The 14,224-nt window shown below is 62.4% G+C and carries 13 protein-coding genes; 5 read left to right on the top strand and 8 right to left on the bottom strand.

Translation table 11 applies throughout. The annotated features are described in order from the left end of the window. Positions 1-92 precede the first annotated feature (92 nt). The 3 genes from fabV to PP4_RS03695 all read right to left on the bottom strand — a co-directional run bounded on the left by fabV (position 93) and on the right by PP4_RS03695 (position 2,350). Positions 93-1,304 carry an enoyl-ACP reductase FabV gene (gene fabV, locus PP4_RS03705; RefSeq protein ID WP_016497939.1) on the bottom strand — a complete coding sequence of 404 codons (1,212 nt, stop codon included), beginning with the start codon at positions 1,302-1,304 and terminating at the stop codon, positions 93-95. A gap of 249 nt (positions 1,305-1,553) precedes the next feature. Then, positions 1,554-2,087 (bottom strand): cytochrome b/b6 domain-containing protein, encoded by a 534-nt coding sequence (locus tag PP4_RS03700; RefSeq protein WP_016497938.1) that lies wholly within the window; start codon positions 2,085-2,087, stop codon positions 1,554-1,556. Next, complete coding sequence (locus PP4_RS03695) at positions 2,084-2,350, bottom strand: PepSY domain-containing protein (protein ID WP_016497937.1); 267 nt, start codon at positions 2,348-2,350, stop codon at positions 2,084-2,086. Before PP4_RS03695 ends, PP4_RS03700 begins: the two co-directional genes overlap by 4 nt. A 175-nt stretch (positions 2,351-2,525) precedes the next feature. Here PP4_RS03695 and PP4_RS03690 point away from each other — a divergent pair, with 175 nt between their 5' ends. Next, complete coding sequence (locus tag PP4_RS03690) at positions 2,526-3,704, top strand: acetyl-CoA C-acetyltransferase (RefSeq protein WP_041167958.1); 1,179 nt, start codon at positions 2,526-2,528, stop codon at positions 3,702-3,704. A gap of 168 nt (positions 3,705-3,872) precedes the next feature. Here PP4_RS03690 and PP4_RS03685 read toward each other — a convergent pair whose 3' ends face one another. Beyond that, positions 3,873-4,673, bottom strand: coding sequence for a 5-methyltetrahydropteroyltriglutamate--homocysteine S-methyltransferase (locus PP4_RS03685; protein WP_016497935.1), 801 nt, complete (start codon positions 4,671-4,673; stop codon positions 3,873-3,875). A 208-nt stretch (positions 4,674-4,881) separates the two neighbouring features. Between PP4_RS03685 and PP4_RS03680 the strand changes: the two genes are divergently transcribed. Beyond that, positions 4,882-6,369 (top strand): methylenetetrahydrofolate reductase C-terminal domain-containing protein, encoded by a 1,488-nt coding sequence (locus PP4_RS03680; protein ID WP_016497934.1) that lies wholly within the window; start codon positions 4,882-4,884, stop codon positions 6,367-6,369. Here PP4_RS03680 and yjiA read toward each other — a convergent pair. The 3 genes from yjiA to PP4_RS03665 form a co-directional block, all read right to left on the bottom strand. Beyond that, positions 6,329-7,306 carry a GTPase gene (yjiA, locus tag PP4_RS03675; RefSeq protein ID WP_016497933.1) on the bottom strand — a complete coding sequence of 326 codons (978 nt, stop codon included), beginning with the start codon at positions 7,304-7,306 and terminating at the stop codon, positions 6,329-6,331. The two genes, PP4_RS03680 and yjiA, sit on opposite strands and share 41 nt — an antisense overlap. Before the next feature lie 144 nt (positions 7,307-7,450). Beyond that, positions 7,451-7,648: a YbdD/YjiX family protein gene (locus PP4_RS03670; protein WP_003251633.1), complete on the bottom strand. Its 198-nt coding sequence runs from the start codon at positions 7,646-7,648 to the stop codon at positions 7,451-7,453. Between the two features lie 17 nt (positions 7,649-7,665). After that, positions 7,666-9,732 carry a carbon starvation CstA family protein gene (locus tag PP4_RS03665; RefSeq protein ID WP_016497932.1) on the bottom strand — a complete coding sequence of 689 codons (2,067 nt, stop codon included), beginning with the start codon at positions 9,730-9,732 and terminating at the stop codon, positions 7,666-7,668. A 177-nt stretch (positions 9,733-9,909) separates the two neighbouring features. Here PP4_RS03665 and PP4_RS03660 point away from each other — a divergent pair, with 177 nt between their 5' ends. Both PP4_RS03660 and PP4_RS03655 read left to right on the top strand, forming a co-directional pair. Next, on the top strand, positions 9,910-10,275 hold the full coding sequence (locus tag PP4_RS03660; RefSeq protein ID WP_016497931.1) for a PilZ domain-containing protein: 366 nt from the start codon (positions 9,910-9,912) through the stop codon (positions 10,273-10,275). 263 nt (positions 10,276-10,538) lie between these two features. Then, on the top strand, positions 10,539-12,056 hold the full coding sequence (locus tag PP4_RS03655; protein WP_016497930.1) for a nucleobase:cation symporter-2 family protein: 1,518 nt from the start codon (positions 10,539-10,541) through the stop codon (positions 12,054-12,056). A gap of 175 nt (positions 12,057-12,231) precedes the next feature. Here PP4_RS03655 and radA read toward each other — a convergent pair whose 3' ends face one another. Then, on the bottom strand, positions 12,232-13,602 hold the full coding sequence (radA, locus tag PP4_RS03650) for a DNA repair protein RadA (protein WP_016497929.1): 1,371 nt from the start codon (positions 13,600-13,602) through the stop codon (positions 12,232-12,234). 176 nt (positions 13,603-13,778) lie between these two features. Here radA and mscL point away from each other — a divergent pair, with 176 nt between their 5' ends. Next, positions 13,779-14,198: a large-conductance mechanosensitive channel protein MscL gene (gene mscL, locus PP4_RS03645; protein ID WP_016497928.1), complete on the top strand. Its 420-nt coding sequence runs from the start codon at positions 13,779-13,781 to the stop codon at positions 14,196-14,198. The last annotated feature ends 26 nt before the right edge of the window (positions 14,199-14,224 follow it).

Below are 14,224 nucleotides of genomic sequence, written 5' to 3'. Positions count from 1 at the left end.
CAAGCCAGCTCCCACAGGATTTCACAGGCCATGAGGCTTGTGGTGTACCTGTGGGAGCTGGCTTGCCGGCGATAGGGCCAGCCCGGTTCGGCTTACAGCTCGATGCAGTCGAACTTCACATCGGTGGCCACGTCGTCGTCATAGTTGACGTCAGCGCGCTCGAATCCGAACAGGTTGAGGAACTGCTTCTTGTAACCGGCATAGTCGGTCAGGGCGAACAGGTTCTCGGTGGTGACCTGTGGCCACAGGGCCTTGCACTCGTTCTGCACATCATCGCGCAGTTCCCAGTCGTCCAGGCGCAGACGGCCCTTCTCGTCGACTTCGGCCGGCGCACCATCGGCGCGATACAGGCGGTCGCGGTACATGCGGTCCAGTTGGTCCTGGGTGCCTTCGTGAACGCCTTTCTCCTGCATGATCTTGAAGACCATCGACAGGTACAGCGGCATTACCGGAATGGCCGAGCTGGCCTGGGTAACCACCGATTTCAGCACGGCCACGTTGGCGCCGCCTTTCACTTCGCCGGCCAGCTTCTGGTCCAGGCGCAGGGCAGTTTCGTCCAGGTCCTGCTTGGCCTGGCCCAGTGCACCGTGCCAGTAGATCGGCCAGGTGATGTCGCTGCCGATGTAGCTGAAGGCCACGGTGCGAGCGCCTTCGGCCAGCACGTTGGCGCCTGCCAGGGCGTCGATCCACAGCTGCCAGTCCTGGCCGCCCATGACGGTCACGGTGTCGGCAATTTCCTGCTCGGTGGCCGGCTCGATGCTGGCCTCGATGATGGTGTCCTTGTTGGTGTCGATGGCGGTCGACTTGTAAGGCTCGCCGATCGGCTTGAGTGCCGAGCGGATGACTTCACCGGTCTGCGGCAGTTTGCGCACAGGCGAGGCCAGCGAGTAGATGACCAGGTCGACCTTGCCACCCATCTCGTTCTTGATCAGCTCGATGACCTTGGCACGGGCCTCGTCGGAGAAGGCGTCACCGTTGATCGACTTGCTGTACAGGCCCTCGGCCTTGGCAAACTTGTCGAAGGCAGCGGAGTTGTACCAGCCAGCAGTGCCGGCCTTGGTTTCGGTGCCTGGTTTTTCGAAGAACACGCCCAGGGTGTCGGCCTTGAAACCGAACGCTGCGGTGATACGCGCTGCCAGGCCGTAGCCACTGGAAGCACCGATGACCAGGACCTTCTTCGGGCCATCCTCGCGCACGCCCAGCTTGCGGGTGGCTTCGATCTGGTCACGGACGTTGAGCTCGCAGCCCTTCGGGTGAGTCGTGGTGCAGATGAAACCGCGAACCTTAGGATGAATGATGGCCAATGTCTGTACCTCGTCAGGTTTATGCCGGGGAAACGCCGCTTGGGGCGATTCCGATTTTCAGAGGGTGAGACTACCCCCGCAGGTTATCCGACACATATTACGGGGTGATCAAAAGGATGCAAAACCAAGGTTCTCCTGTGCCGGCCTCTTCGCGGGCTCGCCCGCTCCCACATGGACCGCACAGGTTTTGAGATTTGTGGCATACCTGTGGGAGCGGGCAAGCCCGCGAAGAGGCCGGCACAGGTCTACTCAATCCCGACGTCGACGACGCCCGGTGATCATCGACAACGGCAGGTTCTCGCGAAGGCGCACACTCTCGTAGATGGCCGCCAGCACATGCACACACACCAACGCCAACACCGCATCGGCCAACCAGCTGTGCAGGTCGGTCGGCCAATCGGCGCCCCACAGCGCATCCACCTCCTGGGACGCCCAGCCGGTCAGGACCAGCCCTGCGATACCGGTCAGCATCAACAGCATCACCAACGCGCCAATCGGCGAATGCCCCAGGCGATGACAAGGCTCGCCGCGCAGCAGCGCACGGGCATGCCCTGCCAGGCGCGCCGGGGTTGGCCAGAAATCGGCCCAGCGCGCGCTGGGTGGCCCGACAAAGCCCCAGACCACGCGCACCACGACACAGGCCAGTGCGTAGTAACCCAGCCACTGGTGCCAGTCGTCCCCTTCTTCGTTGAAAAAATAGTCGGCGAAGAACACACCGGCGATGGAGAGATGGCACAGCCGCAGGAGCGGGTCCCACAGCTGCACAGTGCCGTCGCTGTTCAATCGTGGTACTCGGACTTGACCGCCTTGCCGCTCACCGGGTCATGGTAGATCTCGACCTTGCGGCCATCCTTGTCGAGACCATAGATCTCGTAGCAGTTGCCCTTGGTAACCTTGAACTTGTTGATCTTGTAACCCTGCTCCTTGAGCTGGGCCTGGAACTTTTCCTGGTCTTGCCAGGTGCTTTTGTCTGCGCTGGTGCATTGGGTGGCGGCGAATGCTGTGCTGCTGCCGATCAGTAGCATCAAGGCGATGAGGGTGCGCATGGGTATGGGCTCCATTCAGTTGAGTGAAAACAGCACGGAATTCAGCTTAGTTGGATAGGACGCCGAGCGCCCATTGATTTATTTTTCACATCAATCCGAAAGAAAAACAAACTTAACAAATGAGCCAAAGCCACCGATGCTTGGGCATTACGCCCATCGCACGGAGAACAACAACATGAACGACGTGGTCATCGTCGCCGCTACCCGCACCGCCATCGGCAGCTTCCAGGGCGCCCTGGCCACGGTACCTGCGGTCGACCTCGGTGCCGCCGTGATCAAGCGCCTGCTGGAGCAGACCGGGCTGGACCCGGCGCAGGTGGACGAAGTGATCCTCGGCCAGGTGCTCACCGCCGGCGCCGGGCAGAACCCGGCACGCCAGGCCGCGATCAAGGCCGGCTTGCCCTACAGCGTACCGGCGCTGACCCTGAACAAAGTCTGCGGCTCGGGCCTCAAGGCCTTGCACCTGGCCGCCCAGGCCATTCGTTGCGGTGATGCCGAGGTGGTGATTGCCGGTGGCCAGGAGAACATGAGCCTGGCCCCCTATGTGATGCCTTCGGCCCGCACTGGGCAGCGCATGGGCCATGGCCAGCTGATCGACAGCATGATCACCGATGGCCTGTGGGATGCCTTCAACGACTATCACATGGGCATCACCGCCGAGAACCTTGTGGACAAGTACGGCCTCAGCCGTGAGCAGCAGGACGCTTTTGCCGCCGAATCGCAACGCAAGGCCGTGGCGGCCATCGAGGCCGGCCGCTTCCTTGATGAGATCACCCCAATCGTGCTGCCACAGAAAAAGGGTGAGCCCAGAGTGTTCGCCCAGGACGAACAGCCACGCCCGGACACCACCGCTGACTCCCTGGCCAAACTGCGTCCTGCGTTCAAGAAGGATGGCAGCGTTACCGCTGGCAACGCCTCCAGCCTGAATGACGGCGCCGCTGCCGTGCTGCTGATGAGTGCCGCCAAGGCCAAGGCCCTGGGCTTGCCAGCACTGGCGAAGATCGCCGCCTATGCCAGTGCAGGGGTAGACCCGGCAATCATGGGCATCGGCCCGGTTTCAGCGACTCAGCGTTGCCTGGACAAGGCCGGTTGGCAACTGGCCGAACTGGACCTGATCGAAGCCAACGAAGCCTTTGCCGCACAGGCGCTGGCAGTGGGCAAGGTGCTGGAATGGGATGCTGCGCGGGTCAACGTGAATGGCGGGGCCATTGCCCTGGGCCACCCGATTGGCGCTTCCGGGTGCCGGGTGCTGGTGACCTTGCTGCACGAGATGATCAAGCGGGACGCCAAGAAAGGCCTGGCGACCTTGTGCATCGGCGGTGGGCAAGGCGTGGCGCTGGCGATCGAGCGCTGATCAGCAGGCCCCGCCTATTCGCGGGCTTGCCCGCTCCCACAGGGACCGCACAAGTTTCAAGGTTTATGCTGTACCTGTGGGGCCAGGGGCCACATGAATTTTCAAGGCTTGCACTGTACCTGTGGGAGCGGGTTCACCCGCGAAGGGGGCGGCACAGGCTGCCGAAAATCAAGCGGCAGCCCGGTTCTCTTCCAGTGCAGCAACCAACACCGCCACTTCCTGGCACTTCTGCACGGCCACTTCCAGCGGGCTGCGCGTCAACGAGCAGGATGGCGCCAGCCACAGCCGCTCTCCCAGGCGCTCATGGGCATCGTGCAGCAGGTCCAGGGTCGCGCCCAGATTGCAAGGCGCGGCGTTGTCGCCGTCGACCAGGCCCAGTGACAGCACTTTGTAGGCCGGCAGGCGGTCGAGAATGGTCACGTACTGGTCGGGTGCCTGAACCAGGTCGATGTGCAAGCCATCGACCGGCAGGTTCGCGGCCAGGCCGAGGTTGCCTCCAAGGCCACCAGAGTATGTGGCAATCAGCTTCTTCAAAGGCGCGCGCTGAAGGATGTTATAGACGCGCTCGAAAGCGTTTTTCCAGTCCTGTGGAAGGTCTTCGGCGAGAATCGGCTCATCGATCTGCACCCACTCGACGCCCAGGGTAGCCAGGCGGTTGAGATGCTGGTCATACAGCGGCAGCAGGCGTTCGAGGCGCTCCAGCGTGTCGATGCCGTCGTTGGTTTCGCCCTGCCACAGATAGGTCAATGGGCCGATCACCACTGGCTTGACCGCATGCCCCAAGGCCTTGGCCTGTGCCACTTCGTCGAAAAGTTGCGCCCAGCTCAGGTCGAACGGTTGGTCAAACCAGGCAAAGTCGCCCACTGGCAGCAGTTCGATGCCGGCCTCTCTCTGCACCTGCCAGTGGCGGGCACGCAGCTCGCTGTCGTGGTCGATGCGTGGAAAGCCCAGGTTGTGTGCCAGTGCCATGTCTTGTCCCTTCAGCCTGCATAAATGAATGAGGCGATTGTCCGGTTGAGACCGGTTTGAGACAAACTCATTAAATTTGAGATGAACCCAAGATTTTTTCATGATCATGATGATGTCTCATTCAGAGCACCGCCCTGCGCATCCGGACATGACCCCGCCCGCCTTCTGCCGCACAATGCCACCCTGACCACACCAGGTGCCCGGCCACATGAGCCTGCTGAAAACCGCGCTGCGCGAACAGAACTTCGTCTGCGTTATGGAGTTCGTCCCCAAGCCTTCTGCAGAACGCTTCGCCGCCATGGAAGCGATCATGGCCCGCGCGCACCTGTGCGGCTGGCCAATGACCGTGGCCATCGGCGATCGCGTCGGGAGCCCGCTGGACATGTCGCCGCTGGACGCCCTCGCCTCGTTCAGCAACCCGGTACCTGCCCTGCCGCATTTTTCCGGCAAGGACCGCGAGCGTCACCACCTCCTTGCCCAACTGCAGCGCATGGACGCCGCGGGCCTCGACCAGCTGTTGCTGCTGACGGGCGACCGCCTGCCCGGCCACGAGCCCGGCCAGCGCCCGGTGCGCTATCTGGAATCGGTCGCCGCCCTGCTGATTGCCCGCCAGGCTTGCCCGCACTGGCTGCTGGGCGCTGCACTGAACCCGTTCAAGTACTGTGAGGAAGAAGGCGGCGCCCAGTATTTCAAGGCCGAGAAAAAACTCGCAGCAGGCGCCGACTTCCTCACCCTGCAACTGGGTTTCGATGCCGCCAAGCATCAGGAAGCCATGCACTGGATGCGTCGCCAGCCCACGCCCAAGCCGATGCTGGCCTGCCTGATGAGCCTCACCCACGGGCGCGCGGCAATGCTCGACCACGTGGCCGGGGTCACTGTCACACCGTCCATGCGTGGCATGCTCGAAGCGGAGACTGCGCAGTCCAAGGCCTTTGCCCAGGCACGCAGCGTCGACCGCCTGGCGTTGCAGATCATTGGCGTGAAACTGATGGGCTACGCCGGTGTGCACCTGTCAGGGGTTCACGAACTGAAACAACTGCTTGCCCTTGAAGGCCGTATCGAGCACTGGCAAAACCAGGTCCACACGCTGGAGCAGTGGGCGCCCGCCTGGCAGGCCAGTTGGCAGATGCCCGGGCTGCCGGCAGTGATATTCCACCCGCCACAAGCGGCCTGGCGCCAGGGCGAGTCGCGGGTCGATGCCTCGTTCAAAGAGAAAGCACGCTATCACCTGATGCACGGCATGCATTCACTGCTGTTCAGCCGCCGCAACAGCCTGAGCAAGGCATTTGGCTGGGCGGTACGCCGGCCGCTGTGGGCTACGCACCTTGGCGCACAAGTGCTGCACAAGGTGGAACGTGCGGTGAAACGGCCGCTGGTGGGTTGCGATACCTGCGGCCGCTGCCGCCTGGAAGACACCCTGTACGTCTGCCCGGAAACCTGCCCCAAAGGCCTGGCCAATGGCCCCTGCGGCGGTACCGCGCTGAACCGCTGCGAATTCGGCGACCGCGAGTGCATCCACAGCGTCAAATACCGCACGGCAAAGGCAGTGCGGCAAACGGCGGTGCTGACCGAACGCCTGATCCCGTGCATCGAGGTGGAAACCCGCCACCGCAGCTCATGGCCGCAGTGGTTCCAGGCCGCAACGCCGCGCCGGCTCAGCCCGCAGCCAGCGCCTCGAAACCAGCCCGAATCGTAGCCTCGGGCAGTTCATCGGCGATGAACACCATTACACTCTCGCGGGCTTCACCCTCGGCCCATTCTGCATCCCAGTCGAAACCGTAAAGCTTGAGCACGCCCTGAAACACCAGCTTGCGGTCTTCACCGGCAATGTTCAGCACGCCCTTGTAGCGCAGCAGCTGTTTGCCGTGGGTTTCCAGCAGCTCATTCATGAAGCCGCTGAGGCGGTCGATGTCCAGCGCGGTTTCCGTGCGCAGCACCATGGTGGAGATACGGTCGGGGGTGGCGGACTTGAGCACCGGGCGAAGCATCGGTTTCAGGTTCGCGCCCAGGTCGGGGTTGAGGTTGAAACCACGCACATCCAGTAGCTCCGCCAGGTCGATACGGCCGTGCTCGACCACACGGATTGCAGCCCGGCCATTGATGCGGGCCAAGCGTTCGCACAGGGCTTCTACCGTAGCCGGCTCGACCAGATCGGTCTTGCTCAGCAGCAGGCGATCGGCAAAGCCGACTTGGGCCTGGGCGATGGTCTGTGTCAGGTGCAGTTCGGCATGAACAGCGTCGACCAGGGTGATGATGCCGTCGAGGATGTAGCGCTCACGCAAGTCCTCGTCGATGAAAAAGGTTTGCGCCACCGGCGCCGGGTCGGCCAGGCCGGTGCATTCGATTACCAGCCGGTCAAAGGCGATCTCGCCTGCGTCAAGGCGCTCAAGCAGCAGGTACAAGGCGCGGGTGAGGTCACCATGGATGCTGCAGCACACGCAGCCATTGGCCAGGGTCATCACCTGCACCGGCTCGTCGCCCAGCAACTGGCTGTCGATGCCGGCCTCGCTGAATTCGTTTTCGATCACGGCAATCTTCAGGCCGTGCTCGGCCTTGAGCATGTGCTTGAGCAAGGTGGTCTTGCCAGCGCCGAGGAAGCCTGTGAGTACGGTTACGGGAATAGGCGTCTGCACGCAGAACATCTCCTGTGCGGAAAAAACAGTGGCCCCATCGCCGGCAAGCCAGCTCCCACAGGTACTGCACAGACTGGTGGCCTGTGGAGCACCTGTGGGAGCTGGCTTGCCGGCGATGAGGCCGGACAGGTCAACGCTTAGGGTTCAACAGCATTTGGGCCCGGACTTGCCGCCGTAACGGGCTTCCTGGCGTTCGCGGAAGAACGCCTCGTAGCTCATCACCGGCTTGTCCGGATGCGTCTTCTGCATGTGTTCGACATAGTTGTCGTAGTCGGGCATGCCGACCATCAGGCGGGCTGCCTGCCCCAGGTATTTCCCCAGTCGACCCAAGTCGTTGAACATAACTGCAGTCCTCTCGATTACGCGTCAGGCAGGGCCTGGAACGGGGTTTCCTTGTCGCTGCGCTCCTTGCGGCCCCAAGCGCCGTAGCCGACCTTGAGGGCGAAGAACAGGATGCTGAAAACCACCAGCAGGAACAGAATCGTCAGGCCCGCGTTGGTGTAGGCGTTGAAGATAACGTGCTGCATCTGCCCGATGTCCTTGGCCGGGGCCAGGACCTGGCCGGCGTCCAGCGCAGTGCTGTACTTCTTGGCCAGGGCCAGGAAGCCAACGGCCGGGTTCGGGTCGAACAGCTTGATCAGCCCTGCAGCAGTGGTGCAGATCAGCAGCCAGACGGCCGGCAGCAGGGTGACCCAGATGTAGCGTTGACGCTTCATCTTGATCAGCACCACAGTACCGAGCATCAAGGCGATACCGGCGAGCATCTGGTTGGAGATGCCAAACAGCGGCCAAAGGGTGTTGATGCCACCCAGCGGGTCGATCACGCCCTGGTACAGCAGATAGCCCCACATCGCCACGCAGCCAGCGGTGGCGAGCAGGTTGGCCCCCCACGATTCGGTACGTTTGAGTGCCGGTACGAAGCTGCCCAGCAGGTCTTGCAGCATGAAGCGCCCGGCACGGGTACCGGCGTCGACTGCGGTGAGGATGAACAGTGCCTCGAACAGGATCGCGAAGTGGTACCAGAAGGCCATGGTGTTTTCACCTGGCAACACCTGGTGCAGGATCTGCGCGATACCGACTGCCAGGGTTGGCGCACCGCCGGCACGGGCCAGGATGGTGTGCTCACCAATGTCACGGGCGACGGCTTCAAGCTGCTCAGGGGTAATCAGGAAGCCCCAGCTGCTGACCGTCTGCGCCACCGACGCAACGTCTGCGCCCACCACGGCGGCCGGGCTGTTCATGGCGAAGTACACGCCCGGTTCGATCACCGAAGCGGCGACCATGGCCATGATGGCCACGAACGACTCCATCAGCATGCCGCCGTAGCCGATGTAACGGGCGTTGGTTTCGTTGTCCAGCAGCTTGGGCGTGGTGCCCGAAGAGATCAGCGCATGGAAGCCCGACACCGCACCACAGGCGATGGTGATGAACAGGAACGGGAACAGGGTACCCTTCCACACCGGGCCTGTGCCGTCGGTGAACTGGGTCAGCGCCGGCATTTTCAGCTCGGGCGCAATGATCAGGATACCGATGGCCAGGCCAACGATGGTGCCGATCTTGAGGAAGGTCGACAGGTAGTCACGCGGCGCCAGCACCAGCCACACCGGCAGCACTGCGGCGACGAAGCCGTAGCCCACCAGCATCCAGGTGATCTGCACGCCGGTGAAGGTGAACGCCGGGCCCCAGACCGGATCCGCAGCGATCACGCCGCCCAGCCAGATCGAGGCCAGCAGCAATACCACGCCAACCACCGAGATCTCGCCAATGCGGCCCGGGCGGATGTAGCGCATGTAGATGCCCATGAACATCGCGATCGGGATGGTCGCCATCACCGTGAACATGCCCCACGGGCTCTCGGCCAGGGCCTTTACCACGATCAGCGCCAGCACCGCAAGGATGATGATCATGATCAGGAAGCAGCCGAACAAGGCGATGGTGCCCGGAATGCGGCCCATCTCCTCGCGCACCATGTCGCCGAGCGAACGGCCGTTGCGGCGGGTGGACATGAACAGGACCATGAAGTCCTGCACCGCACCGGCCAGCACCACGCCGGCGATCAGCCACAGCGTGCCGGGCAGGTAGCCCATTTGCGCGGCGAGCACCGGGCCGACCAGGGGGCCTGCGCCGGCGATGGCAGCGAAGTGGTGACCGAAGAGGATATGTTTGTTGGTCGGGACGTAGTCCAGGCCGTCGTTGTTGAGCACCGCCGGGGTGGCGCGGCGCGGGTCCAGTTGCATCACCTTGGTGGCGATGAACAGGCTGTAGTAACGGTAGGCAACCAGGTAGATGGCCACCGCCGCGACCACGATCCACAAGGCGTTGATTGCCTCACCGCGACGCAGGGCGACCACACCCAGCGCGCAGGCCCCTATGACTGCCAGCGCCAGCCACGGAATGTGGCGTAGCAGGCTATTATTGTTGTTCATGGTTAGCTTCCAGCTGGTGGATTGGAAAGACCGCCCACCGAGTCTAGGGCGAGTCAAGGCGCATTGCCACACTTGCTTTGGTCTAGAGCCTCTGCGGCCAGATTGCGGTACCTGATGCACATACCCTTCTAACTATAGTCAGGATGTCACTTTAGGACCTACCCGAGGATCCACGCCATGAGCGATCACGACGAACGCCGCCGTTTCCAGCGTATCCAGTTCGACGCCCCGACCAGGCTGTGCCAGGGCGAGCGTTGCTGGGAGGTGAAACTGCTCGACCTGTCCCTCAAGGGCCTGCTGGTCGAAAGCCCTAAACCCTGGGATCCCGACCTGAGCCAGGATTTTGAAGCCTACATCCTGCTCAACGACGAAGTGACCGAGGTGCAGATGCAGGTCGAACTGCGCCACGAAGAACCGGACCGGCTAGGCTTCATCTGCCTGTACATCGACATCGATTCGATGAGCCACTTGCACCGTCTTGTGGAACTGAACGTGGCCGACAGCACCGAAATGATGCGTGAGCTGCGCGAACTCATCGAATAATGAAATCTCTTAGCTAGCTAATAGCCTCCTCGCGATGTGTTTCCTGTCTACCCAGACAGCTTTAAGCCTGGGTAGCAGCACTTTGTACACACCCCTCTAATACAGCATTTGATGAGTTGGTACGCCTTCTGCATTGGGTTTTCGCACATCCGGCGGCCGCCCTTGTGCGCGCTCCGATCAAAATATTGTATACAATTCTTGTGGTAATCATTTGCCGGAACTGTCTACAGTAGCGACACAAAAATAAACAGAGAGCCTGCTCCATGACTACGTCCCCTAGCACGTCTCCCGCCAAGCGCCCCGAGGATGAAAACCTCGGGCTTGGTGCCAACCTGGCTTACGGTCTGCAGCATGTGTTGACCATGTACGGAGGGATCGTCGCGGTACCCCTGATCCTGGGGCAGGCCGCAGGCCTCAACGGCGCCGAAATAGGCATGTTGATTGCTGCCTCGCTGTTTGCCGGTGGCCTGGCCACCCTGCTGCAAACCCTCGGCCTGCCGTTCTTCGGCTGCCAGTTGCCGCTGGTGCAGGGCGTGTCGTTCGCCGGTGTGGCGACCATGGGGGCGATCCTCAGCAGCGAGGGCGGCGGTGGCCTGCCAGGCGTGCTCGGCGCCGTCATGGCAGCATCGCTGATCGGCTTCCTGATCACCCCGGTGTTCTCGCGCATCACCAAGTTCTTCCCGCCGCTGGTGACCGGTATCGTCATCACCACCATCGGCCTGACCCTGATGCCGGTGGCTGCACGCTGGGTGATGGGTGGCAACAGCGCCTCGCCGGAATTCGGCAGCGTGGCCAACATCGGCCTGGCGGGGCTGACCTTCGCCATCGTGCTGCTGCTGAGCAAGCTGGGCAGCGCGACCATCTCGCGCCTGTCGATCCTGCTGGCCATGGTGCTCGGTACCCTGATCGCCTGGGCGCTGGGCATGACCGACTTCAGCAAGGTCACCGAAGGTGCGATGTTCGCCTTCCCCACGCCGTTCCATTTCGGCATGCCGGAATTCCACATCGCCGCGATCCTGTCGATGTGCATCGTGATCATGGTCACCCTGGTGGAAACCTCGGCCGACATCCTCGCCGTGGGTGAGATCATCGACACCAAGGTCGACTCCAAGCGCCTGGGCAACGGCCTGCGCGCCGACATGGCATCGAGCATCCTGGCGCCGATCTTCGGCTCGTTCACCCAGAGCGCGTTCGCCCAGAACGTTGGCCTGGTGGCCGTGACCGGGGTCAAGAGCCGTTACGTGGTGGCCACGGGCGGTGTGATCCTGGTGGTGCTCGGCCTGCTGCCGGTCATGGGCCGGGTGATTGCTGCAGTACCGACCCCGGTACTGGGCGGTGCGGGCATCGTGCTGTTCGGCACGGTGGCGGCCAGTGGTATCCGCACCCTGTCCAAGGTCAGCTACAAGAACAACGTCAACCTGATCATCGTCGCCGCTTCGCTGGGCTTCGGCATGATCCCGATTGCCGCGCCAACCTTCTACCACCACTTCCCGAACTGGTTCGAGACCATCTTCCACTCGGGCATCAGTTCGGCGGCGATCATGGCCATCCTGCTGAACCTGATCTTCAACCACTTCACCACCGGCAACTCGGAAAACCAGTCCGTGTTCGCCGCAGCGTACGAACGCACCATCCAGTACTCCGACATTTCCGCACTGCGTGATGGCGACTACTTCAAGGATGGCAAGCTGTTCGATGCCGAAGGAAACGAAGTGCCATTGCTGGAACTGGACGAGCATGGCAACCAGACGGTCAGGCGTGCGGCAGTTGCCGAACATTGACCGCTGACTGAGCGGTGAGAGGGGGGCCGACGCGCATCGTCGGCCCCTTTTTCGTTTGACTGTACTGGCCCTATCGCCGGCAAGCCAGCTACCACAGGTGCTGCACAGGATCTGGAAACTGTGGTCCTTCTGTGGGAGCTGGCTTGCCGGCGATAGGGCCGGGCCTGACTACGAATTACTCGAACAATGCATCCAGGGCCTGTTCCAGGCGGGTGACGGCAATAACCTGCAGCCCCGCCGGCGACTCTTTCGGCGCATTGCCCTTGGGCACGATGGCGCGCTTGAAACCATGCTTGGCCGCTTCCTTCAACCGCTCCTGGCCACTGGGCACCGGCCGCACCTCGCCCGACAGGCCGATCTCGCCAAACACCAGCAGCCCATGGGCCAGTGGCCGGTTACGCAAGCTGGACATCACCGCCGCCAGCAATGCCAGGTCCGAAGCCGTCTCCAGCACCTTCACACCGCCCACCACGTTGAGGAATACGTCCTGATCATGGGTGGGAATACCGCCGTGGCGGTGCAGCACCGCCAGCAACATGGCCAGGCGGTTCTGATCCAGGCCCAGGGTTACCCGGCGCGGGTTTGCCAAGTGGCTGTCGTCGACCAGTGCCTGTACCTCGACCAGCATTGGCCGGGTGCCCTCCCAGGTCGCCATCACCACACTGCCCGGCACTTCTTCCTGGGTACGGTTAAGGAAGATAGCCGACGGGTTGGACACCTCTTTCAGGCCCCGGTCGGTCATGCCGAACACGCCCAGTTCGTTGACCGCGCCAAAGCGGTTTTTCACCGCTCGCAACAGGCGCAGGCGGCCGTCGGACTCACCTTCGAAATACAGCACGGTATCGACCATGTGCTCCAGTACCCGCGGGCCGGCCAGCGAGCCTTCCTTGGTCACGTGGCCGACCAGGAAGATCGCCGTGCCGCTCTGCTTGGCGTAACGCACCAGCAGCGCCGTGCTCTCACGCACCTGGGCCACGCCGCCGGGTGCCGACTGCAATTGCTCGGTGAAGATGGTCTGGATCGAGTCGATCACCATCACCCGCGGTTTCTCGACGCGTGCCGTGGCAATGATGGTTTCGATGCAGGTTTCGGTCATCACCTTGAGCTTGTCCTGGGGCAAGCCCAGGCGCCGCGAGCGCATGGCCACCTGCTGTTGCGACTCCTCACCCGTAACATACAGCGCCGGCATGCCCACGGCTATGTTGCACAAGGTCTGCAGCAGGATGGTCGACTTGCCGATGCCCGGGTCGCCACCAATCAGCACCACCGAGCCATCAACCAGGCCGCCGCCCAACACGCGGTCCAGTTCGGTGCTGCTGGTGGTGAAGCGCGGGATTTCCTCGACGCTGACTTCGGCCAGGGTCTTGATCTGCGCTTGCTGCCCGGTCCAACCGGCGCGGCCAGTACTGGGCGCTGCGGCACCGCCGCTCTCGATCATGGTTTCGACCAGGGTGTTCCAGGCCCCGCATTCGCCGCACTGGCCGGCCCATTTGGGGAAGGTCGCGCCGCACTCGGTGCAGCCATACAAGCGCTTGGCCTTGGCCATGGATGGGGTCTCCTGGAAAAAACCGCCATGATAGCCGAGCCGGACGTGTCTCGAACGCTTCGGGATGCGACAAAACTATTCGTTCTAACCGCAGTCACTACCCCTGAACACGACGCATGAAGCGTTTAAGTGGCTTACACTGCGTTAACCTTACCTTTTGTTACAAGGAACCAAACATGGGCATGATCAGTGAGTTCAAGGCCTTCGCGGTCAAAGGCAATGTCGTCGACATGGCGGTCGGTATCATCATCGGCGCAGCCTTCGGCAAGATCGTCTCGTCCTTCGTCGGAGACGTGGTCATGCCGCCACTGGGTCTGTTGATCGGTGGGGTGGACTTCAGCGACCTGGCCATTACCCTGAAGGCTGCCGAAGGTGACATTCCGGCAGTGGTGCTGGCCTATGGCAAGTTCATCCAGACCGTGATCGACTTCTTGATCGTTGCCTTTGCCATCTTCATGGGGGTGAAGGCAATCAACAGGCTCAAGCGCGAAGAAGCTGTGGCACCGACTGTGCCGCCAGTGCCTTCGGCTGAAGAAACCCTGTTGACCGAGATTCGCGATTTGCTCAAGACGCAAAACCAGAATCGGCTGCCTTGAGGTTGCCGGGGGCGCTGTGCGCCCCC

Origin of the sequence: Pseudomonas putida NBRC 14164, assembly GCF_000412675.1 — a bacterium.
GTDB lineage: Bacteria > Pseudomonadota > Gammaproteobacteria > Pseudomonadales > Pseudomonadaceae > Aquipseudomonas > Aquipseudomonas putida.
The sequence above is the reverse complement of the archived record's forward strand: the minus strand, read 5'-3'. Positions and strand labels throughout refer to the sequence as shown.